At 71.9% G+C, this 22,551-nt stretch carries 22 protein-coding genes; 8 read left to right on the top strand and 14 right to left on the bottom strand.

Annotation, left to right across the window (positions count from 1 at the left end; genetic code table 11):
• Window positions 1–3: 3 nt before the first annotated feature.
• The 4 genes from H9Y04_RS13470 to H9Y04_RS13455 form a co-directional block, all read right to left on the bottom strand.
• The gene (locus H9Y04_RS13470; protein WP_187814051.1) at window positions 4–930 is read right to left on the bottom strand and encodes an ABC transporter permease; all 927 of its coding nucleotides are present in this window, start codon (window positions 928–930) and stop codon (window positions 4–6) included.
• Window positions 927–2,072 (bottom strand): ABC transporter permease, encoded by a 1,146-nt coding sequence (locus H9Y04_RS13465; RefSeq protein WP_187814050.1) that lies wholly within the window; start codon window positions 2,070–2,072, stop codon window positions 927–929. Before H9Y04_RS13465 ends, H9Y04_RS13470 begins: the two co-directional genes overlap by 4 nt.
• A gap of 212 nt (window positions 2,073–2,284) precedes the next feature.
• Window positions 2,285–4,060: an ABC transporter ATP-binding protein gene (locus H9Y04_RS13460; protein WP_308800968.1), complete on the bottom strand. Its 1,776-nt coding sequence runs from the start codon at window positions 4,058–4,060 to the stop codon at window positions 2,285–2,287.
• Entirely contained in the window at window positions 4,057–5,073 is a 1,017-nt protein-coding gene (locus H9Y04_RS13455; RefSeq protein ID WP_308800967.1) for a BMP family ABC transporter substrate-binding protein, read from the bottom strand. The genes H9Y04_RS13460 and H9Y04_RS13455 overlap by 4 nt, the downstream gene beginning before the upstream one ends.
• 190 nt (window positions 5,074–5,263) lie before the next feature.
• Here H9Y04_RS13455 and H9Y04_RS13450 point away from each other — a divergent pair, with 190 nt between their 5' ends.
• Together H9Y04_RS13450 and H9Y04_RS13445 are read left to right on the top strand one after the other, a co-directional pair.
• Window positions 5,264–5,977 carry a GntR family transcriptional regulator gene (locus H9Y04_RS13450; protein WP_187814049.1) on the top strand — a complete coding sequence of 238 codons (714 nt, stop codon included), beginning with the start codon at window positions 5,264–5,266 and terminating at the stop codon, window positions 5,975–5,977.
• A gap of 131 nt (window positions 5,978–6,108) precedes the next feature.
• Window positions 6,109–7,068 (top strand): DUF3048 domain-containing protein, encoded by a 960-nt coding sequence (locus H9Y04_RS13445; protein ID WP_187814048.1) that lies wholly within the window; start codon window positions 6,109–6,111, stop codon window positions 7,066–7,068.
• On the opposite strand, the gene H9Y04_RS13440 is transcribed toward H9Y04_RS13445, so the two are convergent.
• The gene (locus H9Y04_RS13440; protein ID WP_187814047.1) at window positions 6,973–7,437 is read right to left on the bottom strand and encodes a hypothetical protein; all 465 of its coding nucleotides are present in this window, start codon (window positions 7,435–7,437) and stop codon (window positions 6,973–6,975) included. The genes H9Y04_RS13445 and H9Y04_RS13440 overlap by 96 nt on opposite strands.
• Before the next feature lie 289 nt (window positions 7,438–7,726).
• On the opposite strand from H9Y04_RS13440, the gene H9Y04_RS13435 reads away from it, so the two are divergent.
• From H9Y04_RS13435 to H9Y04_RS13425, 3 genes are all read left to right on the top strand, one after another.
• The gene (locus H9Y04_RS13435; protein ID WP_187814046.1) at window positions 7,727–9,016 is read left to right on the top strand and encodes a pyridoxal phosphate-dependent aminotransferase; all 1,290 of its coding nucleotides are present in this window, start codon (window positions 7,727–7,729) and stop codon (window positions 9,014–9,016) included.
• A gap of 150 nt (window positions 9,017–9,166) precedes the next feature.
• On the top strand, window positions 9,167–10,207 hold the full coding sequence (locus H9Y04_RS13430) for a DUF3048 domain-containing protein (protein WP_187814045.1): 1,041 nt from the start codon (window positions 9,167–9,169) through the stop codon (window positions 10,205–10,207).
• Window positions 10,208–10,380: 173 nt separating this feature from the next.
• Window positions 10,381–11,163, top strand: a complete 783-nt coding sequence (locus H9Y04_RS13425) for an N-formylglutamate amidohydrolase (RefSeq protein ID WP_187814044.1) — start codon at window positions 10,381–10,383, stop codon at window positions 11,161–11,163.
• Window positions 11,164–11,211: 48 nt separating this feature from the next.
• Here H9Y04_RS13425 and H9Y04_RS13420 read toward each other — a convergent pair whose 3' ends face one another.
• Both H9Y04_RS13420 and H9Y04_RS46125 read right to left on the bottom strand, forming a co-directional pair.
• Window positions 11,212–11,967 (bottom strand): class I SAM-dependent methyltransferase, encoded by a 756-nt coding sequence (locus H9Y04_RS13420; RefSeq protein WP_308800966.1) that lies wholly within the window; start codon window positions 11,965–11,967, stop codon window positions 11,212–11,214.
• Between the two features lie 274 nt (window positions 11,968–12,241).
• Window positions 12,242–12,370, bottom strand: a complete 129-nt coding sequence (locus tag H9Y04_RS46125) for a Clp protease N-terminal domain-containing protein (protein ID WP_214661185.1) — start codon at window positions 12,368–12,370, stop codon at window positions 12,242–12,244.
• A 184-nt stretch (window positions 12,371–12,554) separates the two neighbouring features.
• On the opposite strand from H9Y04_RS46125, the gene H9Y04_RS13415 reads away from it, so the two are divergent.
• Window positions 12,555–13,427, top strand: a complete 873-nt coding sequence (locus H9Y04_RS13415; protein WP_187814043.1) for an LLM class flavin-dependent oxidoreductase — start codon at window positions 12,555–12,557, stop codon at window positions 13,425–13,427.
• 102 nt (window positions 13,428–13,529) lie between these two features.
• On the opposite strand, the gene H9Y04_RS13410 is transcribed toward H9Y04_RS13415, so the two are convergent.
• Complete coding sequence (locus H9Y04_RS13410; protein ID WP_187814042.1) at window positions 13,530–14,120, bottom strand: response regulator; 591 nt, start codon at window positions 14,118–14,120, stop codon at window positions 13,530–13,532.
• 161 nt (window positions 14,121–14,281) lie between these two features.
• On the opposite strand from H9Y04_RS13410, the gene H9Y04_RS13405 reads away from it, so the two are divergent.
• Together H9Y04_RS13405 and H9Y04_RS13400 are read left to right on the top strand one after the other, a co-directional pair.
• The gene (locus tag H9Y04_RS13405) at window positions 14,282–15,247 is read left to right on the top strand and encodes a 5-dehydro-4-deoxyglucarate dehydratase (protein ID WP_236070790.1); all 966 of its coding nucleotides are present in this window, start codon (window positions 14,282–14,284) and stop codon (window positions 15,245–15,247) included.
• A gap of 63 nt (window positions 15,248–15,310) precedes the next feature.
• Entirely contained in the window at window positions 15,311–16,639 is a 1,329-nt protein-coding gene (locus tag H9Y04_RS13400; protein ID WP_187814040.1) for an enolase C-terminal domain-like protein, read from the top strand.
• A 19-nt stretch (window positions 16,640–16,658) separates the two neighbouring features.
• Here H9Y04_RS13400 and H9Y04_RS13395 read toward each other — a convergent pair whose 3' ends face one another.
• From H9Y04_RS13395 to H9Y04_RS13370, 6 genes are all read right to left on the bottom strand, one after another.
• Window positions 16,659–17,795 (bottom strand): winged helix DNA-binding domain-containing protein, encoded by a 1,137-nt coding sequence (locus H9Y04_RS13395; protein WP_187814039.1) that lies wholly within the window; start codon window positions 17,793–17,795, stop codon window positions 16,659–16,661.
• A gap of 131 nt (window positions 17,796–17,926) precedes the next feature.
• Window positions 17,927–19,174 (bottom strand): flavin-dependent oxidoreductase, encoded by a 1,248-nt coding sequence (locus H9Y04_RS13390; protein ID WP_187814038.1) that lies wholly within the window; start codon window positions 19,172–19,174, stop codon window positions 17,927–17,929.
• Window positions 19,171–19,920: an ABC transporter ATP-binding protein gene (locus H9Y04_RS13385; RefSeq protein WP_187814037.1), complete on the bottom strand. Its 750-nt coding sequence runs from the start codon at window positions 19,918–19,920 to the stop codon at window positions 19,171–19,173. Before H9Y04_RS13385 ends, H9Y04_RS13390 begins: the two co-directional genes overlap by 4 nt.
• A 6-nt stretch (window positions 19,921–19,926) precedes the next feature.
• On the bottom strand, window positions 19,927–20,712 hold the full coding sequence (locus H9Y04_RS13380) for an ABC transporter permease (protein WP_187814036.1): 786 nt from the start codon (window positions 20,710–20,712) through the stop codon (window positions 19,927–19,929).
• Window positions 20,709–21,476 (bottom strand): ABC transporter permease, encoded by a 768-nt coding sequence (locus H9Y04_RS13375; protein ID WP_187814035.1) that lies wholly within the window; start codon window positions 21,474–21,476, stop codon window positions 20,709–20,711. The genes H9Y04_RS13380 and H9Y04_RS13375 overlap by 4 nt, the downstream gene beginning before the upstream one ends.
• A gap of 63 nt (window positions 21,477–21,539) precedes the next feature.
• The gene (locus H9Y04_RS13370) at window positions 21,540–22,517 is read right to left on the bottom strand and encodes an ABC transporter substrate-binding protein (protein ID WP_187814034.1); all 978 of its coding nucleotides are present in this window, start codon (window positions 22,515–22,517) and stop codon (window positions 21,540–21,542) included.
• Window positions 22,518–22,551 lie beyond the last annotated feature (34 nt).

Here is a 22,551-nt window from a genome sequence, read left to right as displayed (position 1 = left end):
GGGTCAGCTCGCCCGTACGAACGGGACGGTGAGGCCTGATGGGGCGCGGCTGCGGCCGACCAGTCCGCTCACGGCGAGCAGGGCGAAGACGTACGGCAGCGTCGTCAGGAGCGGGGCGGAGATGTGCAGTCCGATGGCGGGCGCGGCGAACTGCAGTGACTGGGCCAGCCCGAACACCAGGCAGGCGAGCAGCGTCGGCCAGGCGCGCCAGCGGCCCGCGATGACCGCGACCACGGCGAGGTAGCCGATGCCGCCGGTGATGTTGTCGCTGAACGCGTGGACCTCGGAGAGCGCGAGATGCGCGCCGGCGAGGGCCGCGGTGATGCCGGTGAGCAGGACGGTCCCGTACCGGATGAAGGCCACCGGGAGTCCGCTGCGGTCGGCGGCGAGGGCGTCCTCGCCGACGGCGTCGATGGCGAGGCCCGCGGTCCTGCGGCGGCTGAAGCCGAGGGCGAGGGCGATCGCCACCGCGAAGGCGAGATAGCCGAGCAGGGTCTGCTCGAAGAGCGCAGGGCCGAGTATCGGCAGATCGCTGAGCAGCGGGATGGCCAACGGGTCGAGTCCGGGAAGGGACTTGGCGCCCGCGCCGTCGCCGAAGGCGAGGCGTGCGCCGTAGGTGGTGGCGCCGAGGGCGAGGGCGTTCGCGGTGATGCCGGTGACGATCTGGTCGGCGCGCAGGGTGATGCTGAGCAGCGCCTGGAGGGCGGCGAAGAGGAGACCGGCGACGATCGCGGTGAGGACTCCGACGGCGGCGCTGCCCGACTGGTGGGCGCCCACGGCGCCGGCGAAGGCGCCGGTGAGCATCATGCCTTCGACGGAGAGGTTGAGCACTCCCGCGCGTTCGCTGAGGAGTTCGCCGGAGGAGGCGAGCAGCAGGGGCAGGGCCATCCGGACTCCGCCGGAGGCGAGTTCTTCGGCTACGGCGCTCATGAGCGGCTCCCGGGACGGCGCGTCGTGAACAGCATCGCGGCGGCGATGAACAGGACGAGCAGGCTCTGGACGATCTGCACGGTGGATGCGGGGACTTGGGCGGCGAGCTGGAGGTTGATGCCGCCGGAGGTCAGGAAGCCGAAGAGCAGCGAGACGGCGGCGACGGCGGTGAGGGAGCCACGGGCGAGCAGTCCGACGACCAGGCCCGCGAAGCCGTAGCCGGAGGAGAAGTGCTCGGCGAGGACGTACGGGGCGGTGGCGACGAGGGCCGCGCCCGCGATACCCGCGAGTCCGCCGGCGAACGCGAGCCCGCCGCCTTCGAGCCGCCCGACGGGCAGTCCGAGCCGGGCGGATGCGGCCGGTGAGTGGCCGACGGCGCGGAGCCTGAGGCCGAGTGCGGTGTGGCGCAGGACGATGCCGGTGGCCAGGACCGCGACTGCGGCGATGACGACGACGGCCGTGGCGGGTGACTCCACGTCGCCGATCAGGGGGAGTTGGGCTCCGGTGGGCAGGGGCGCGGACTGGGGCAGGGTCTCGGAGGAGGTGACGGGCTGGCGGAGCAGGGCCTCCTCGTGGACGGCGAGGGAGACCATGCCGATGCCGATGAAGTTGAGCAGCAGGGTGGTGATGACCTCGCTGGTGCCGCGCTTCACCTTCAGCCAGGCGGCGATCGAGGCCCAGGCGGCGCCGGCGAGGAAGCCGGCGAGCACGACCAGGGGGACGCCCACCGCGGTGGGCACCTGCGCGGGCAGCACCAGGCCGACCGCCGCGGCCGCGGTACCGCCGGCGCAGAGCTGGCCCTCCCCGCCGACGTTCACGAGCCCGGCGCGGTGCGCGACGGTGAACCCGGCGGCGATGAGCGCGAGCACGGCCGCGGAGTTCAGCGAACTCCCGACGGCATACGAGGACCCGAACATCCCCTCTTCCAACGCCTGCCACGCGCTGCCGAGCTCCGCCCCGGCCGCGACGACGAGCACCATGCCGACGACGGCCGCGCAGAGGGCGGCGACGAGGGCGACGGTGAGGGGGTGGCGGGGGAGGGTGTGGAGGCGGGTGCGGAGGGCGGGTTGCGGTGTGGGGTGCGGCTTGGCCGAGGGTGGGGATTCGGGGGGTGGGGAGGTGGTTGTGGTGGGTGCCGACATGAGGGTCCTTGGGGTGAGGCGGGTTGGCAGGCCGTCCCGGGGGCGGCGGGTTGTGCGGCTGGGGCGGGGCCGGGTGGGAGTGGGGTTGGGGTTGGGGTTGGCTGGGGTGGGAGGGGTTGGCTGGGGTGAGGCAGGCGAAGGTTGTTGTCAGTAGGCGCCGCTGTCAGTAGGCGCCGCTGTCAGTGGGCGCCGTTGTCAGTGGCGCGCCGTTGTCAGTGGGCGCCGATAGCCTTGGAAGGGCTTGGCCCCCGGGTGGGCGGGGACTGTCCGACCCCCGCCGGCACACCGGCCCCATCCGCCCCCACCATCAACGCCCCGATCCGCTCCCGTGCCCCCTCGGCCCGTGGGTCCACCGGGCCGAGCAGGCGGCCCCGGTACGCGACGAGTACGCGGTCGCAGAGGGCGAGCAGTTCGTCGAGTTCGGCGCTGACGACCAGGACGCCTGCGCCGCGGGCGGCCGCGGCTCGGATGCGGGCGTGGACTGCCTCGACGGCGCCGATGTCCAGGCCGCGCGTGGGCTGCGAGGCCGCCAGGCAGACCAGCGGATCGAGCGCCAACTCGCGGGCGATGACCACCTTCTGCTGGTTGCCGCCCGACAGCGAGGCCATCGGTGCGAACGCCCCCGGCGCCCGTACGTCGTGCTCGCCGAGCACCTTCTCCGTCGCGCGTCCGAGCGCCGGCCGGTCGAGGAACACGCCGAAGCGCTTGAACTCCCCGAGCCGCCCCAGGTGCAGGTTCTCGGCCACGGACAACTCCGGTACGCATCCCTCGTGATGGCGGTCCTCGGGCACGACCCCGAGTCCCGCCCCCGTCCGCGCGGCGGGCTTCGCCCGTGTCAGGTCCCGTCCGTGGAGCACCACGCGTCCGTCATCCGGCGCGAGCGATCCGGCGATCACGGCCATCAGCTCGCTCTGGCCGTTGCCTTCGACCCCCGCGATCCCGACGATCTCCCCGAAGCCGACCTCCAGTGCGGCCCGGTCCAGGGCATACGTGCCGTCGGCCCGCCGGACCGTGACCTCGCTCAGACCGAGCGCGGCGCCGCCGACGCGCTGCCCGTCGCCATCGTCCGCTCCCCCACCGGCGGAGTCCGCGGTGACGGGCACCGGCCCTGCGGACTCCCCGGCTGCAGGCGCCGATCCCGCGGAGTCCAGGGCAGCAGGCGCCGACCCTCGGGGCTCCACGGCGGCAGGCACCGACCCCGCAGCCCCCGGCCCCACGGTCACCGGACCCACCGGCTCGACGGCACCGGGCTCCAGCCCCACCGCCCCCGCCACCGTGGCGTCCAGCGCACCGACCGAGCGCCCGATCATCAGCGGCACGAGCCGCTCCGCCGAAAGTTCGGCCATCGGACCGCCGCCCGCCACCCGTCCGCCCCGCAGCACGGTCGCGTGGTCTCCGGCCCGTACCGCCTCGCCGAGCTTGTGCGTGACGAGCACCACCGCGTGCCCCGCTGCCGCGATCCGCCGGCAGGTCTCCAGGAGCGCGTCCGTCTCCGCGGGACCGAGGACCCCCGTGGGTTCGTCGAGCACGAGCAGCCGTGGATCGCGCAGGAGCGCCTTGACGATCTCGACCCGCTGGCGCACGCCGACCGGCAACTTCCCCGCCACCGCGTCCAGTTCGAGCACCAGGCCGTAGGCCTCCCGTACGCGCGCGATCCGTCCGGCGAGGTCCGGCAGCCGCAGCAGCCGCAGGTTCTCCCCCACCGTGAGGGTCGACACGAGCGAGAAGTGCTGGTGCACCATGGCGACACCTGCCGCCAGCGCGTCGGCCGGCCGGCGCGGGGCGTACGACTCGCCGTACAGCAGCAGCGATCCCTCGTCCGACGTGAGGGAGCCCGCGACCGCGTGGCAGAGCGTCGACTTGCCCGCGCCGTTCTCGCCGAGGACGCAGTGCACCGTGCCCGCCTCGACGACGAGATCGACGCCGTCGAGGGCGCGCATGCTCCCGTACGACTTGACGAGGCCGGTGATCTCCAGGGCGGCCGTCACCGGGTCTTGACCTTCCCGGAGGTGATGTCGGCCTTCACCTCGTCGAGCTTCTTCGCGACCGCGGGGTCGGCGGTGTCGCAGAGGTGGATGTTGTTCTGCGGCTCGGCGTAGGTAAGACCGAAGTGCACGGCCTCCGCCTTCCAACTGCCCTTGACCAGCTGGTCGGTGGAGTATTCGATCTCGGCGCCGATGTCGGTCTCGACGTAGGCGGCGTACGCCTTGTCGGTGCCGCAGTCGGCCGGGATCGGCCCGCCGACGAGCAGCCCGCCGCGTCCGGAGGCGGCCTGGACGACGCCCTTCTGGCCGAGGTTGAGGATCTGGCCCAGCACATCGGCGCCGGCGCTGTAGTCGGCGAGTGCGGACTGCTTGGCCTTCGCGGCGTCGTTGAAGTCGCCGACGTACTGCGGCGTGAGGACCTTCACGTCCGGGTCGACCGCCTTCGCGCCGCGCTCGAACTCCTTGGCCGCGTTGACGATCGCGGGCAGTTCCGCGCCGCCGAGGAAGCCGACGGTGTTCTTCTTCGACAGGAGCGCCGCGGCCGCGCCCGACAGATACGCGGCTTCGGCCTGCTGCGGGTCGTAGAGGGCGAGGTTGGCGGTGGGCTCGCCGTCGGCCGGGCCGCCGATCTCGGCGAACTTCACCTTCGGGAAACGCGCCGCGACCTTCCGTACGGCCGCGTCGGTCTGACCGCCCATGGAGATCACCAGGTCGGAGGTGGTCGCGAAGCGGACCAGGGCCTGCTCGTAGTCGGCGGCCGGTACTTGCTCGACCTTGCTGAAGGCGACCTTGCCCTTGTGCTCCTTCGCGGCCCGCTGGTAGCCGCGGTAGGCCGACTCCATGAAGCCGCCGTCCGACAGCGAACCCGGGAAGAGGACACCTACCTTGAGCGTCCCCGAGCCCGAACTGCCGTCCTGTGCGGTCGAGTCGCCGCCGCAGCCGGTGAGCGCGAGCAGTCCCGCGACGGACAGGAGCGCTGCGGGGGCGAGCGCGCGCCGGGGGTGAGTGAGTGCCACTTGGGACCTCCAGAGGGAGGGGCCGCGTGCCGTTGCCGGGAGATCCGCGAACCCGCTAGTGGTATACCGTTACGCGCCCTCAGTCTGGGATCCGCTTGTTGCCTGCGTGTTAGCGGCTCGTTAGCAGTACGCACCCGGCACCCTGGCCACTTAGGGTGGTCGAAGGAGCGAGCGGAGGAAGACCTTGGCGATGGTGGCAGGCCCGGCGGGCGCGGCACGTGGTTCGCTGCGCGATCTCGCATACGACGCCCTGCGCCGGCGCATTCTCGACGCCGAACTCAAGCCCGGCGCCCGCCTTGTGGAGCGCGACCTCGCCGCCGAGCTCGCCGTCTCCCGTATCCCGCTGCGCGAGGCGCTGCGCCGCCTGGAGGCGGACGGGCTCGTCCTGCTCGTGCCGCACCGGGGCGCGCTGGTCTCGCCGTTCACGCCGGCGGATGTGCGCGACCTCTTCGACGTACGGGAGTCGCTCGAGTCGCTCGCCGCGCGCCTGGCGGCCGAGCGCGCCGAAGCCGAGGAACTCGCGCGCCTGGCCGCGCGCCTGAAGGCGGCGCGTACGGCGATCGCCGCCGAGGACCGGGGCGGTATCGCGGCGGCCAACGCGGGCTTCCACACGGACATCGTGGAGCTGGCGCACAATCCACTGCTCAGCAACATGATGCGGCCGCTCGAAGCGCGCACGCACTGGCTCTTCCGGCTCACCGCGCAGCGCGATCCCGCGCAGCAGTGCGCGGAGCACGAGGAGATGTACGAGGCGATCGCGGCCGGTGACGGCGATCGCGCGGCGGCGCTCGCGCACGCGCATGTGGTGGACGGGCGCGCGGAGTCGCTGGCGCTGGCCGAGCAGTGGGCGCATCCGGTGATCGACCCGCAGCGCGTGGCGGCAAGCAGGCGGCGACGGGCCTGATCCGGCCAACCGGCCGAACAGTCAGGCGTACCAAGCGGTACACAACAAGCGGAGGGGAACCTTCGTTCGGCCTGACCGGTGCGACAGGCGGGTACCCCTACCCCTATGAAGTCCCCTGTACGGCCGGCCCCATGAGGCGCCGGCTGTTCCTGACGCTGCCCGCCGCCGCCGCGCTCGCCGCCTGCACCGTGAGCGATCGGGGCGGCGCCCCTGACGACCCCGAGCCTCCGACGTCCCCGGCACCCGAGTCGTCCGCGCCACCGGAGCCCCGGCCGCGCACCGTGCGCAGGCCCACGGTGCTCGCCGTGAAGATCGACAACGTACGGGCCGCGCGGCCGCACACCGGTCTGCGCGAGGCCACCGTGATCCATGTCGAGCAGGTCGAGTCGGGACTGACCCGGCTGCTCGCCGTCTACTCGGGCGGCGGACTGCCGCAGTCCATCGGGCCCGTGCGCAGCGCGCGCGAGACGGACCTCGAACTCCTGCGGCAGTACGGCAAGCCGGTGCTCGCCTTCTCCGGCGCGCAGGGCAAGCTGCTGCCGCTGATCGACAAGGCGCAGCTGTATCCGCGGTCGCCGGCCGAGGCGCCGGGGGCCTACTTCCGCTCGCCCTCGCGCCAGATACCGCACAACCTCTATCTGCGCCCCTCGCGGCTCGATCCCGCGCCGGACAAGGAAGCGAAGCCGGCGGACCTGGGCCTGCGCTTCGGCGGGGCGCCGTCCGGGGGGCGCGCCACCGGAGAGCACACCGTGCGCTTTCCGGCGGCGCGTTACGGCTTCACCTGGTCCGCGGCCCGCGACCGGTGGCGTGTGTCGATGGACGGCACGCGCACCAACCTGACGCCGTCGACGGTCGTGGTGCAGTACGGAGTCGTACGGGACTCCCGCTTCCGTGACCGCTGGGGCAATGTCTCCCCGTACACCGAGACCGTCGGCGAGGGCGAGGCCCTGATGCTGCGCGACGGCCGTGCGCACACCGGGCGTTGGAGCCGCGAATCAGCCGAGGAAGCGACGGTCTACACCGACGCCGACGGCAAGCCGCTGCTGTTCGCCGACGGTCAGGTGTGGATCCTGCACGTCCGCAGGCGCTGAGCCCCGTCCGATACGGGACGGGGTCCGGGCGGCATGCGACGAGGTCCGGGCGACGCCGGGTCCGGTACGGCGCAGGGTCCGGTAGCGGTGGCCGGTTCGGTGCAGTCCGAGCTGGAAGGCGGCACCGCCCACGGTCGCCGTGAGGCTGAAGATGACGGCGCCCGCGACCGTGCCGAAGAGGCCGAGCGCCGAGGCGAGCAGTGCGCCGGACACCGCGCCGAGCGCGGAACCGGAGACCTGCGTGACACTCATCTCCGGGCTGCGGCCCTCACCGGCCGTCTCCGGACTGAGGCCCTCACTGGCCGAAGACCCCTCCGTGCGCCCCTTGGCGCCCTTCGTACCGCGCGGTGCCGCATGCCTCGCCTCCATGGCCATGGTGATCCTTCACACGTTCGGGGTCAGTGCTCCTCGATGCTGGAAGCCATGGATATAGATGGCATGGCCATCTAGTTCGACCGCGAGTAGGTGCGTATGAGGGTGCTGTGATGCGCCGAGGTCAGCGGGGTGCGGCGGGAGTGAATTCCTCCACAAAATGCCGGAAATCTTCCTAAACATAGAGATCTCGGCAGCTCCGAGCCGAGACGCAAGTGACGGTTGAGCATTTCGCGCCCCTCGCCCGTACCCCTCCGCGAAGCCCGCTCCCCTCCCGGAGGCCGCCATGTCCGACGCCGGCAATGTCACCGCGCTCTTCCGTACGGCCACGGCGCACAGTCCGTCGTACGCGACGCTCGACCGGGCGGCCGGGGGTGGGAGCCAGGTCGTCGACTTCTGCATTCCGTGCAATCCGTACTTCCCGACGCCGGAGATCTTCGACGAGCTCGGGGCGCGCCTTCGGGAGATCCGCACGTACTACCCGAGCAGCGCGGACACCATCGCCGCCGAGCTGTGCGCGGTCCTCGGGCTCAACCCGCAGACCGTCGCGATGGGCAACGGATCGACCGAACTGATCACCTGGATCGACCACTTGCTCGTACGGGAATCCCTGGCCGTCCCCGTCCCGACCTTCGGCCGCTGGACGGACCAGCCGATGGAGACGGGCAAGCGGGTCGACATGTTCCCGCTGCCGGAGCAGGCCGGATTCCAGCTCGATCCGGGGGCGTTCACGGAGTTCGTACGGCGCCGTGGCGCGCGCACCGCCGTCCTGTGCAACCCCAACAACCCGGACGGCGGCCTGCTCCCCAAGCGCGCCGTCGTCGCCCTGCTCGACGCGTTGCAGGAGCTCGATCTGATCGTGGTCGACGAGTCCTTTCTGGAGTTCGCGGACGCCGGACCGGAGCCGAGCGTGGTGCACGAGGCGGTGCTGCGGCCGAATGTGATCGTGCTGCGCAGCCTCGGCAAGAACTTCGGACTGCACGGCGTGCGCTTCGGCTATCTCGTCGCCAACCCGGGGCTCGCGGGAAAGATCCGCGCCGCGCTGCCGAAGTGGAACCTCAACTCCTTCGCCGAGACCGTGGTGTTCCTGCTCGGCAGACACCGCCACGCGTACGAGCACAGCCTGCGCCAGGTCCGCCGCGACCGGCAGGAGATGCTCTGGCATCTGGGCCGCCTGCCCGGGCTCACGGTCTACCCCTCCCAGGGCAACTTCCTCTACGTACGACTGCCCGACGGCGTGGACGGAGCGGCCCTGCGCGACCAACTGCTCACCGCGCACGGTGTGCTCGTACGCGAATGCGGCAACAAGATCGGCTCGTCGAGCCGTTTCCTGCGCCTGGTGGTGCGGCCCCAGCACGATGTGCAGCGGCTGCTCGCGGGACTCGGGCAGAGCCTGTACGGGGGTGAGCAGGTGACGGGGTACGCGGGTGACGCTCGGGACACCGGGTACGCGGGCGCCGCTCAGGACACCGCGTACGCGGGCGGCCCGGAGCCGGCGACCGGGTACGCGGCGCTGCGGCCCGTGCGGTACAGGTCGGGGACCGCGGCCGTGGACCGGCTGGTGCGCGGGGCCTGACGGTCCGCCGGTCTGCCGGATGGGCGGGGGACGCGTCCCCGTTCAGGCGATCACCGAGCCCGAACCGATTCGAACAGGGGCCCCGGGAGGAAAGCTGCGCCTGCACAGCCGCAGCGCGCCCGCGGGCGCGCCCTCCCAAGGAGCCTCGCTTTGTCCTCTCCCGCCACCGGACGCCGTCGCCGTACGGCCCCGCTGCTCGCCCTCCTTGCCGCGGGCACCCTCACCCTCGGCGCCGCACCGGCCCTCGACGGCCACGACCCCGTGCCCCCGCAGGGCGCCCAGGCCGCACAACTCGACGACTACTCCCCCCTGGAGGCGTACCAGCAGGTCCAGGGCCCGTGGAAGATCTCTCCGTACACGGGTCTGATGGCCAAACAGGGACCGGTGCTCGCCGTGAAGTTCGACAACGCACGGCGTGCCCGGCCGCATCACAACCTCGACAAGGCCGACATCGTCTACGTCGAGAAGGTCGAGGGCGGGATGAGCCGCCTGATGGGCATGTACTCCAGCCAGATCCCCAGGAGCCTCGGCCCGGTGCGCAGCGCCCGTGAGTCCGATGTGGAGCTGCTCCAGCAGTTCGGGCGTCCTGCGCTCGCGTACTCCGGGGTGCGCAGCGCGCTGCACAAGTACCTGAAGAACTCGCCGATCTACGTGCGTTCGCACGGCGCCCTGCCGCGCGCCTACTTCCGCGCACAGGGCCGCATGGCGCCGCACAACCTGTTCGTGAACCCGGCCAAGGTCCTGAAGTCCGCGCCGAAGGCCTGGAAGCCGCAGGACATCGGTTTCCGCTTCGGTCCGGCGCCCCAGGGCGGCAAGCCGATGGCGGAGCGCACGGTGCGCTATGCCTCGGCCAGCCACACCTTCCGCTGGTCGCCGGCGAAGAAGCGCTGGTTCGTCTCCTTCGACGGGGCGCCCGCGCGGCTGACCGACGGACGGCAGATGAGCGCGCGCACCATCGTGATCCAGAAGGTGCACATGCCGCCGTCTAAGTACCGCGACGTCAACGGCGCCGTCACGCCGTACATCAAGACCGTCGGCAAGGGCTGGGCGACGGTCCTGCGGGACGGCAAGGCGTACAAGACGTGGTGGCAGCGGCCAAACGTCAAGAGCGGCACGACCTTCATCCAGAAGGGCGGCAAGCCGATGCCGTTCGCGCAGGGCCAGGTCTGGATCGTGTACGAGGACGCCTGAGCCGCCACACCGCCGGAGCGCGGCGCCCTCGGACGGGTGCCGCGCTCCGGCGTGTCCGGGGGTGAGGACCGCTTGTCCGGGGGTGAGCACCGCTTGTCCGGGGGTGAGCACCGCTTGTCCGGGGAGAGGACCGCGTGTCCGGGCCGGGGCGGCCCCTGTCTAGGGTGAGGCGCATGACCGGCTTCGAAGTGCACGCGGGCGACGGCGACTCCCCCGTACTGCTGCATGTGCCGCACGGCTCCTGGGAGATTCCCGGGGACGTACGTGCGGACATCGTGCTCGACGACGAGGCGCTCGCGGCCGAGGCGCGGCACATCACGGACGCGCACACCGCGGAGATCGCCGCGTATGCGGCGCTCGGCGCGCGGACCGCACCGTGGCGGTTCGTGAACCGGCTGTCGCGTCTTGTCGTCGACCCCGAGCGGTTCCCCGACGAGCGCGAGGAGATGGCGGCGGTCGGAATGGGCGCGGTCTACACCCGGACCACACACCGCGAGGTGCTGCGGCCCGACGGGTTCGACGACGGGCCGCTCCTGGAGCGCTACTTCCATCCGTACGCGGCGGCCATGACGGACGCCGTGGCGGAGCGCCTCGATGCGGCAGGGTGGGCCGTGGTGATCGACGTGCACTCGTATCCGACGCGTCCGCTGCCCTACGAACTGCACGGCGAGGGGCCGCGACCGCCGGTGTGTCTGGGCGTGGACCCCTTCCACACATCGCCCGGGCTGCTCGCCCGCGCCGAGCGGATCTTCGGGCGCTTCGGCGGTACGGCCGTGAACTCGCCGTTCGCGGGGACGTATGTGCCGCTGAAGTTCTACGGGCGCGAGGAGCGGGTGCAGGCGCTGATGATCGAGATCCGCCGCGATCTGTACATGAGCGAGCCCGGCGGCCCGGCCAACGAGGGCGTCCGCGAGCTGGGCGAGGCCTTGGGCGAGCTGGTGGCCGAACTCTCCTGAGCGGGCGGCTCGGTGGCTCAACTCTGCTGAGCGGGGCGGCTCGGTGGCTCAACTCCCCTGAACGGACGGCTTGGTGGCCACCACCGCGCGGGCTCGCGGCGAGCCGTCGGCGCGCAGGCCGAGTTCCGGCAGGTCGCGCAGGGACACCTCGAAGCCGGCGCGGGTCAGCTCGGCGGAGGCTTCACGCAGCCCGAAGGCCAGGTAGTACATGACGAACGGCGGCCGCCACACGGCGTTGCGGACCCGCATCACGGAGTCGAAGCCGAGCAGCATCCAGTACGTGCGCGAGCGCAGCGGCACGGGCGCGCCGATCGGGAACACGAAGCTGCCGCCGGGCCGCAGCACCCGGTACGCCTCGGCGAACAGGACGGTCCTTTCCTCGGGCAGGAAGTGGCCGAACGCACCGAAGCTGACGAGGAGATCGAAGGCTTCGCCGAAGGGCAGGGCGAGTGCGTCCCCTCGTACGAGAGCGACGTCGTCGGGTGCCTGGCGCCGCGCCTCGGCGAGCATCCCGGCACTGAAGTCCACCCCGGCCACCCGCTCGCGGCACACCTCGCGCAGGACGTCGATGCCCGCGCCCGTACCGCAGCACAGGTCGAGCCCGCGGTCGAAGGGACCGAGGGAGCGCAGGGCCTTCGCGACCGCGTCGAGCACGTGCTCGGGCGTGCGGAAGGGAGTGCGGTCGAACTTCGGCGCCAGGAGGTCGTAGCCGTGCTCCACGGAGGAGAGGGCCTGCACGGCGAGTTCACGCAGCGTCGGGCGCTCGTCCGACCTCCGGACTGCGGGTTTCCAGCTCAGCGGCACGCTGAACCCTCCTGTCGTCGCGGTTCGCGACCTCGGGGCATCTTCGGGCGTCACCAGGCCACCCGAGCGCAGCTTGCACGCCTCGCGTCCGCGGGACGGCCTGGCACGCCCACTGTGCCAGCACACCTCGTGTGCGCCGCACCAATGGCGGCCGGCCTGCATCAACGGGCAGGCCCACGCCATCAGTCGACGAGGTCGGACCCATGCGGGAACTCCCCCTGCGCCGGGCCTTCGCAGTCCGGGGACTCCATCACTCGCGACAACGCCTCTGCGATCACCGGCGGGTCGGGAAGAGGTGCTCGACGCCCACGTGTCCGTGCCCCATCGTCCTCGCGATGGCTTCGGCCGCGCGGAGGATCTTGTAGTTGCGGCGGGGGGTGTATTCGAGCCGGCGGTAGGACATCCTCGCTCCGATTCATGGGGAGGGGTCGCGAGATACAGGGCTCTGGCGACGGTAGCCAGGGCCTGCCTGCTCATCAATCGGTCGACGGTCGACGGGGCGCTCCATTGTCCTGGGCCGGCCAGGCGGCCGAGGCCCGTCCGGAAAGGGCTTACACCGTAGTGGTGCCGCGGGTTAGGAAAGGGGCATGACATCACTTGGTGCTGTGTTCCGTCCCCAGTCGCCGCCCGAGCGGCTCCGTGAGGTGGCCGAGGCCGCCGAGGCCGCGGGCCTCGACCAGTTGTGGCTGTGGGAGGACTGTTTCCTGGAGAGCGGTATCGCCTCCGCCGCGGCCGTCCTCGCCTGGACGGAACGCCTGAAGGTCGGCATCGGCCTTCTCCCCGTACCCCTGCGCAACGCGGCGGTGACCTCCATGGAGGCGGCGACGCTGCACCGTCTCTTCCCGGGCCGTTTCGTGCTCGGCCTCGGCCATGGCGTCCAGAGCTGGATGGGACAGGTCGGGGCGCGCGCCGAGTCCCCGCTGACGCTGCTGCGTGAACACCTGGACGCGACAAGGGCGTTGCTGCGCGGCGAGCGCGTGACGGCCGAGGGGCGGTATGTGCGGCTCGACGGAGTGGCGCTCGACTGGCCGCCGTCCGCGCCCGCTCCGGTGTTCGCCGGCGCGAAAGGGCCGCGTACGGTGCGGCTGAGCGGCGAGGCGGCGGACGGCACGATCTTCGAGTCCTCGACGACACCCGCGGATCTGCGGGCCGGGCTGCGGCTGATCGAGGAGGGCAGGGCCGACGCGGGCCGCGCCGACGACCACCATGTCCTGGTCTACATGACCGCCGTCACCGGCCCGGACGCCGAGAACCGGCTGCGGGCCGAACTGGCCCTGGACGGGCGGGAGACGGCACCGGGACTCGGCGCGGCAGGCGATGCGCAGACCATCGCAAAGGCCGTCGAACAGCTCGCGGACGCGGGGGCGGATTCGGTGGTCCTGCAGTCGACCGCGGACGAGCGGGATCCGGTGGGGTTCGTACGGTTCGTGGCGGAGGAGGTACGGCCGCTGGTGGGGTGAGGGGCCGCGCCTGCGGAGTGCGGAGCCGCGGCGCCGGAGTGGGAGCGGTGACAGGTGAGCCGGGGCTGCGGCTTCGGAGTGGGAGCGGCGGGGCGTGAGGCCTCAGGCCTCGCCCTCCTCCGCGAACTCCGACCGCGGCTTGCGGTCCTCGTCGAACGGCTCGTGCGGCCCGGGCTGCGGCGGCACCCGTACGTCGGGGTGCGGCAGCGGACCGGCGGCATGCGGGGCCCTGAGCGCTTCCAGTTGGGATCGCAGCGAGCGCAGCTCCACGTCCTGAAGCCGCACCTGGATGTCGAGGGCCTGCATCCGCCGTCGCTGGGCGAGGAGATAGCGCACCTTGGTGCGCAGCGACCACGGGTCCACCGGCTTCATCACGAGATCGGCGACGCCGAGCCGGTAGGCGACCCGGGCGAGTTCGCTGTCCCGCCCGAACCCGGTGAGGAGGATCACCGGGATGTTCTGCGTCTGCTCGACGCGCTGCATGTAGCGGACCACGTCGAGTCCGCTGACCTGGGGCATCACCACGTCGAGCAGCACCAGGGCGATACCGCCGCGCAGCACCGTCTTGAGGGCGTCATTGCCGCTGGTGGCCCGTTCCAAGGGCTGGCCGAGCGGCGCAAGGGCGCTCTCCAGGGCGAACAGGTTGTCCTCGTGGTCGTCGACCAGGAGAACCTTCTCCTCACCGCCCGCCATACGCTGCCCCCCTCGCTCCCCTCTCCAGGGTAGAGCCGCGAGGGCGCCGTGCAGGTACGGATACGGGAAAGCGGTTTTCCGCGACCCATTGACCTCCTTCATTCATCAACCTAATCTCCATCTTCATACGCGAACGCTGTCTACATACGGGGATGAAGGTCATGGCAGGGAACGAGGCTCGGCCGGCAGGACTCACCGGACAACAGGCGGACACCGCCCGGCGGCTGCGCGAGGGCATGGCCCGCGGCGTGCTCTCCTTCCCGCTGACCAGCTTCGACGCGGACGGTGCGCTGGATCTCACGGGCTACCGGGCTTATCTGGAACGCCAGTTGGCGACGGAACCCGGCGCCGTCTTCCCCGCGTGCGGCACCGGCGAGTTCCACGCGCTCGACGAGGACGAGTACCGCGCGGTGGTGGAAGTCACCGTCGAGATCACGGCCGGCCGGATGCCCGTCGTCGCTGGGACCGGTTACGGCTGGGCGCAGGCGGTGCGCTTCGCGAGGATCGCCGAGGAGGCGGGCGCGGACGCCCTCCTCGTGCTGCCGCACTACCTGGTGGCCGCCCCCGAGGCCGGCTTGGTGGAGCAGCTGCGCCGCATCGCCGCCGGCACCTCGCTCCCGCTGATCGCCTATCAGCGCGGCCAGGTCGCCTTCGGCCCCGACGGCGTGCGCGCCATCGCCCGGATCCCCGGGGTCATCGGCCTCAAGGACGGGCACAGCGATCTCGACCGGCTCCAGCGCCTCACGCTCGCCGCCCCCGACGGCTTCCTCTTCTTCAACGGCGCACCGACCGCCGAGATCCAGGCCCGCGCGTACGCCACCGTCGGCGTCCCGGCGTACTCCTCGGCCGTGCACGCGTTCGCGCCGGAGATCGCCAACGCCTTCTTCGCCGCACTCCAGGCCGGCGACCTGGCCACCATGGACAGGCTGCTTCGCGACTTCTACGTCCCGCTCGTCGAGCTGCGCGACACGGTCCCGGGCTACTCGGTCTCCCTGGTCAAGGCCGCCGCCCGGCTGCGCGGGCTGCCCGTCGGCCCCGTACGCGCACCGCTCACCGACCCTTCGGCCGCCGATCTCGCCGTACTGGAACGGCTGTTGGAGACCGGCCTGAAGGCGGCCGGGGCGTGACGCCGTAAGCCACCGCACCGGGCCCGCACCCTCGACCACCCCGCCGAACAGGAAGCCGCACCGATGCCCCAGCCGACCGTCTCGTCGTTCGCCGTCTATCCGGTCGCAGGACGCGACTGCATGGAGCTGAACCTCTCCGGCGCGCACGGCCCGTACTTCACACGCAACATCGTGGTGCTCACCGACTCCGAAGGCCGTACGGGTCTGGGCGAGGTGCCCGGCGGGGAGAAGATCACGCAGACGCTGCGGGACGCCGAGCCGCTGGTCGTCGGCGCGCGACTGGGCGACTACCAGCGGGTCCTGCGCGAGATCGGGGAGCGCTTCCGAGACCGGGACGCGGGCGGCCGCGGGGCGCAGACCTTCGATCTGCGCACCACCGTGCATGCGGTCACGGCCGTCGAGTCGGCTCTCCTCGACCTGCTCGGGCAGCATCTGGAGGTACCGGTCGCCGCGCTCCTCGGGGACGGTCAACAGCGTTCATCCGTACGGGTGTTGGGCTATCTCTTCTACGTCGGCGACCCGGACCGCACGGACCTGGAGTACGTGCGCGAGCCCGACGCCGGGCACGAGTGGTACCGCATCCGGCACGAGGAGGCGCTCACGCCGGAGGCGATCGTGCGGCAGGCGGAGGCCACGTACGCGCTGTACGGCTTCAAGGACTTCAAGCTGAAGGGCGGGGTGCTCGACGGCGCCGAGGAGGTCAAGGCGGTGCGGGCGCTCAAGCAGCGCTTCCCCGACGCCCGGATCACCCTCGACCCCAACGGCGCCTGGTCCCTGCGCGAGGCCGTCGAGCTGTGCGACCCGCTCGGCGATGTGCTCGCGTATGCCGAGGACCCCTGCGGCGCCGAGGACGGCTACTCGGGCCGTGAGGTGCTCGCCGAGTTCCGGCGCGCGACCGGTCTGCCGACCGCCACCAACATGATCGCCACGGACTGGCGTCAGCTGACGCACGCGCTCGCCCTGCAGTCGGTGTCGATCCCGCTGGCCGATCCGCACTTCTGGACCATGCAGGGCTCGGTCCGTGTCGCCCAGCTGTGCCACGCAATGGGCCTGACCTGGGGCTGCCACTCCAACAACCACTTCGACATCTCGCTCGCGATGGTGACGCACTGCGGCGCCGCGGCGCCCGGCGCGTACAACGCCCTGGACACGCACTGGATCTGGCAGGAAGGCCTGGACCGGCTCACGGTGCAGCCGCCGCGGATCGTGGGCGGCGAGATCGCGGTGCCGGACGCGCCGGGGCTCGGGGTCGAGCTGGACAGGGACCGGCTCCTCGCCGCGCACGAGCTGTACAAGGATAAGGCGCTGGGGGCGCGCGATGACGCGGTGGGGATGCAATTCCTCGTCCCCGGCTGGGAGTTCGACCCGAAGCGGCCCTGTCTCGTACGGTGACGGTCGGCTGTCGGCAGGCTCAGGCCTTGATGACCCGCGTGTCGACCCCGGGCATGCCCTTGTCCCACCAGTGGCCGTAGCGCCGGTACACCTCGGGCTCACGGTCCGCGAGCCAGGTCACCAGGCGTTCGGCCTCCTCGGTGAGGCCGCGCCACTCCCCCGCCGACAGCTGGCGGAACGCGGTGAGTTCGAGGCCCCCGCCGTCGAGCGACCGCCACACGCCGGCCACCTGCCCGTCCACCAGGAGGCACGGCAGCACATCACCGTTGCGCCGGACGGCCGCGGGACGGAACTCCTGCGGCAGGAAACGGCCCGGCACCACATGCGCCAGCAGCGAGCTGTCCCACATGGGCAGCAGCCGCGGCGGTACGGGGACGTCCTCGTCCGGCACGGTGGCGCCGGGCAGGTCGTACAGCGGGGCGCGCGCGGGTCCGCCGACGGGGCACAGGGCTTCGCCGAGCGCCTCCACGGCCCGCTTGACCGTGGGGCTCGGCAGGAGCGTGAAGCGTGCGAAGTCCTTGGCGGTCGCCGGTCCGAAGGCCCGCAGATACGAGAGCAGCAGCTCCTGTACGCCTTCGTCGGCCGTCACTTCACGTGCGGCCGGTGCGGCGCGGAAGGTGTTGCGGTGGCCGAAGGACCAGGGGCCGCCGCCGGCCGGCACATGGTGCAGCGGGGCGTAGGTGCGCAGCGCCCACCAGGCGCGTTCGACGCCCTCGCCCCGGCGCGCCACGACTTCGGCCTCCGCTTCGGCGCCGGTGCGGGGTTCCTGGAGGTACGCGGTGAGCTCGACGAGCAGCGCGTCGGCGTCCGCTGCGGTCAGACCTGTGTCGGTGAAGCGCCGGTCGTACAGGCGCGCGGCCCGCAGACAGCTCACCATCGCCGCGTGGAAGGCCGGATAGTCCTCGGCGTGCACCGCGTGCAGGGTGATCCGCATCAGGCCGGCCTTGACGATCCGGCCGTCCGCGAAGGCCGCGTCCAGGTCCTCGGGCGCGAAGTCCGCGATGCGGTTCCACAGGGCGAGATACGGCGAGGCCGGAGTCTGCGCCTGGAGCGCGCAGAGGCTCCGTACCGCATCGGCCACATCGATCCGCCGTCTCTCCAGGAGCAGTTGGCGGTCCAGGGTGGCGAGGGCGAGGCGGCGCGCGGTAAGGGTCACGCCCGGATTATGCCGCCAGGGACCGGCAGCGGCACGGAGTGAGAGCCTGAGAGACCGGCACCGGCCCGGCTTCAGGTCCCGTCCGTGCGTGCCGACCGGTTTCCAGTCCCGACCTCGCGTACCGGCCGACTTCAAGCCCCGTCCGCGCGCACCGACCACGACTCCCTGTTGTTGAGATACGCCACGTCCGCGCCGGTCGTCCGGCGATACGCGGTGTCGAACGCGGCCAGCTCGTCGGCGGTGAGGACGTCCTCGACCCGGGCGAATCCGTCGGGCGCGCGGCGGGCGACCTCCGCCAGGATCCGGTCGGCGGGCATGTCGCGGTGGGCGAGGACCAAGGCGTTGGTGACGGGACGGCGTTCGGCTTCGTAGGCCTTGAGTGCCTGTTCGGGGCCGGGAGTCGTCGCCAGGTGGCGGGCCAGTGCGCGGGCGTCGAGCACCGCCTGCGAGGCGCCGTTGGAACCGATGGGGTACATGGGGTGCGCGGCGTCACCGAGCAGGGTGACCCGGCCGCGGCCCCACCAGGGCAGCGGATCGCGGTCGACCATGGGGTATTCGAGGATGCGGCCGGTGCCTTCGAGGAGTGCGGGGACGTCGAGCCAGCCGAGGTGCCAGTCGCCGAAGTGCGGGAGTACGTCGGCGAGTCGGCCGGTGCGGTCCCAGTCGGCCGAGGGTGTGCGGCCCGCGAGGCGGACCTCGGCGACCCAGTTGACCAGGGCGCGGCCGCGGATCTCGGCGGACCGGGAGACCGGGTAGGCGACGAACTTGGCGGTCTCGTTGCTGCCGGCGACGGCGAGCGTGCGGCCGTCCAGGAACGGTGCGGTTTCGGTGAGGCCGCGCCACATCCGGATGCCGTTCCACAACGGCGGTCCTTCGCCCGGGTGCAGCTGGGCGCGGACGGCCGAATGCAGTCCGTCGGCGCCGACCAGGACGTCCGCGTCCAGGCTGCCGCCGCCCGCGAACCGCACGCGTACCCGGTCTCCGTCGTCGTGGAAGCCGGTCACGGCGGCATCCGTGCGCAGCTCGCCGATCCGCGCGAGCACCGCGTCCAGGAGCAGCCGCTGCAGATCGCCGCGGTGCAGGGAGTACTGCGGCCAGTGGTAGCCGAGGGCCCGACCGCGCGGTTCGCCCCAGATGCGGTTGCCGTGCCGGTCGAAGTGGACCATCTCGGCCGTGGGGATGCCGGTCTCGGCGAGGACGGTGCCGAGGCCGAGTTCGGTCAACTCCCGTACGGCGTGCGGCAGCAGATTGATGCCGACGCCCACGGGCCGCAGGGAGCGCGCCGCGTCGACGAGGGTGACGTCGAGCCCGGCCGCGCGCAGGGACAGCGCGGCGGTGAGGCCGCCGATGCCGGCGCCCGCGACCAGGACTCGGGTCATGTCCTCCGTACCGCCCTTCCCACCTCGGCACGCAGCGCCACGAAGGCGGGGTCTTCGCGGGTGCCGATCTGGTCGCGGGGCGATGGCAGCCGCACCGGCAGATCGGTGTGCACACTGCCGGGCGCCCCGGTCAGGACGACCACGCGGTCGCCCACGTAGACGCTCTCGTCGATGTCGTGCGTGACGAGCAGGATGGTCATGCCGTGGTCGCCGCGCACGGAGAGCAGCAGATCCTCGAGGTCCTCGCGGGTCTGCGCGTCCACGGACCCGAAGGGCTCGTCCATCAGGAGCAGCTGCGGCCGGTACGCCAACGCACGGGCGATGGCGGCCCGTTGCTGCATACCGCCGGAGAGCTGCCACGGGTACTTGCGGGCGGCCGCGGCCAGGCCGACCGCCTCGAGCGCCTCCTCGGCGGCGGCGCGCCGTGCGGCCCGGGCGAGGCCGCGACGGCGGAGCACCAGGGCCACGTTGTCCCGTACGGAAAGCCACGGGAAGAGCGAGCGGGTGTAGTCCTGGAAGACCACGGCGAGCCCGTCCGGCACCCGCTCCACGGCCTGCCCTTCGAGAAGCACGGTGCCTTCGGTGGGCCGTTGCAGTCCCGCAATGCAGCGCAGCAGGGTCGACTTGCCGCAGCCCGAAGGCCCGACGAGGCAGACGAGTTCGCCGCGCTCCAGGCCGAGGTCGATGCCGGTCAGGGCGCGATGGCCGTCGGCGTAGGTGTGCCCCAGGGCCTTGATCTCCAGCACGTGCGGTCAGGCCTGCCTTTCGCGGTGGTGGCCGATGAACCGGCGTTCGGCGAGCAGGAAGATTCCGTTGAGTACGTAGCCGATGATGCCCAACAGGGCTATTCCTGCCCAGAGTTCCACGGGCCGGAAGCCTCGCTCCGCGTCATTGAGGTGGGCGCCGATCCCGCCGCCCGCGCCCATCAGTTCGGCGATCACCATGAGGATGAGGGCGAAGCCGAGAGCGACCCGCAGTCCGGCGGCGGCCTTGGGCGCGGCGGCCGGCAGGACGACCCGGAAGAGTCGGGTGGTGCGGCTCAGACCGAAGACCCGGGCGGCGTCGAGGTGCAGGGGGTCGACGCCGCGGACGCCGTCGACCGTGTTGAGGAGCACGGGCCAGACCGCCCCGAAGACGATGGTGGCGACCTGCATATCGGTGCCGAGTCCGAAGACGACCATGAAGAACGGGATCAGCGTCGGCGGCGGGATCGCCCGGCCCACCTGCAGGACCGGGTCGAAGAGTTCGGCCAGGACACGGCTGAGGCCGATCGCCACTCCGACGGCGATGCCGAGGGCGGCGGCGAGCGCCCAGCCGACAAGGAGATGGGTGAGGCTGGGTCCGAAGTCGTCGAGCGCCTTGTCCGACAGGAACAGCCGCGAGGCCGGTCCGGACCACCACAACTCCCGTACGGCGGAGGCGATTTCGGTGGGCGGCGGAAAGTAGAGGTCGTCGGCAGTCCGCGCGGCCAGTTCCCATACGGCGAGCAGCAGCACGGCCAGCCAGACGCGGCCCGCAATCCGCCGGGCGGCCTTCACCGGACCCTCCAGCGGAAGGCGCGCCGCTCCACCCCGACGAGCAGCCCGTTCGCCACCAGACCGAGGACGCCCGCCCACAAGGCACCGGCCAGCATCAGGTCCGGGCGTCCGCCGCCCGACTGGGTGGCGAGCAGATAGATCCCGAGCCCGCTCTCGCCGCCCGCCCGCAGCTCCGCGCTCACCGCGACGACCAGGCCCACGGCGAGCGCGATCCGTACGCCCGTCAGGACGAAGGGCGCGGCGGACGGCAGCGAGACCCGGGCGAGCACGCTCAGCGGGCCGAACCCGAAGCTGCGCAGGGTCTCCTTGGCGAGGGGGTCGACCTCGCGCAGCCCGTACAGAGTGTTGAGCAGGATCGGCCAGAGGCAGGCGTAGCAGACCAACGACCGTTCCACCCGGGCCGGTTCGGCGAAGACCAGGATGGCGAGCGGGATCAGGGCCACGGACGGGATCGGCCGGAGGAGTTCGACCACGATGAGACTGGCGCGGTCGAGCAGCGGCACCGAGCCGAGGATCAGCCCGGCCGGTACGGCGAAGGCCACGGCGAGCAGTACTCCGGTCAGCCAGGCCCCCACGGTGGCACCGAGGTGCCCGCCGAACTCCCCGTCGCCCGCCATCTCCACGGCGCGCGCGAGGATCTCGGTCGCGGGCGGCACCGACTCCGTGTCCACGAGCCCGGTACGGGACGCCGTCTCCAGCGCCCCGAGCACGAGCAGCACACCGAGGGCGCCGAGCAGCATCCGCCGCGCCCGGTCAGCCGCCATGAAGGCACACCCGCTCAGCCGCCATGAACGCGCACCGGTCAGCCGCCATGCACGCCCACCCACTCAGCCGCCACGGATGAGCAGCCCGGCGACGTCGACGTCCCCCTGCACATAGCCGAACTCGGCCATCAGATCGGCCACGCGCCGTAGCCGTTCCTCGCTGAGTTCGGGCGGATACGTCCCCAGGGAGATCTCCTTGGCGACGGGAGCCGTGATCTTCGTGTACGAGGGGAGCGTCTGCTCCACCAGGGCACGGTCATCGGCCATCGCCTGGGCGGCCTTGAGGGCGCGCTGGAAGGCCGCGACGGTCTTGGGGTTCTCCTTGGCGAACTCGGCGGTGGTGGCGTATCCCGCGATCGGGAACTCCTGGGTCGGCGCCTCGCCCAGGTCCTTGAGCACCCGGCCGGTCCCGGACGAGGTGATCTGGGTGACGAAGGGTTCGACGGCCTGTACGGCGTCGACGCTGCCGGACTTCAGGGCGGTCCCCATGTTCGGCATGTCGACCTCGGCGAACGCCTTGTCGTCGTCGAGTTCGACGCCCTCTTCCTTGGCCGCGGCCTTCACCAGGAGCGCGCTGATGTTGCGCTTGGTGTTGACCCCGATGCGCTTGCCCTCGAGGTCGGCGAACGACTTGACGGTCGAGTCGTCGGCGACGAGCACCGCGTGTGTGCCGGGTGCGGCCTGGAAGGCGTCGGCGACGATCCGTACGTCGAGGGCCTTGTTGGTGTGGGCCAGCATGAAGGACACGTAGTTGCCGAACGAGATGTCGAGCGCTCCGGCCTTGAGCCGGCTGATGGACTCGGCACCGCCGCTGAGGGTCTGCGTCCTGACGGTCAGCCCTTCCTTCGCGAACAGCCCTTTGGCGCGGGCGATTTCGAAGGGTGCCGTGTCGGCGACGGGCATGGTCCCGATGGTCAGCGTGCTCTTCTCGAGCCCTTCGCCTTTGCCCCCGCCTTCACCGTCGTCGCCCCCGCAACCGGTGGCACCGGCGAGCAGCGCGAGTGCGGCGAAGGCCCCGAGGCCGCGTAATCGTAAGCGCACGACTTCCCCCTGATCCGCCATGAGCATTGGTCAT

The sequence above is a fragment of the Streptomyces polyasparticus genome (assembly GCF_014493765.1).
In the GTDB taxonomy this organism is placed as follows: Bacteria; Actinomycetota; Actinomycetes; order Streptomycetales; family Streptomycetaceae; genus Streptomyces; species Streptomyces polyasparticus.
Note: the sequence above shows the minus strand (reverse complement) of the source record. Positions and strands in the feature narration are given on the sequence as shown.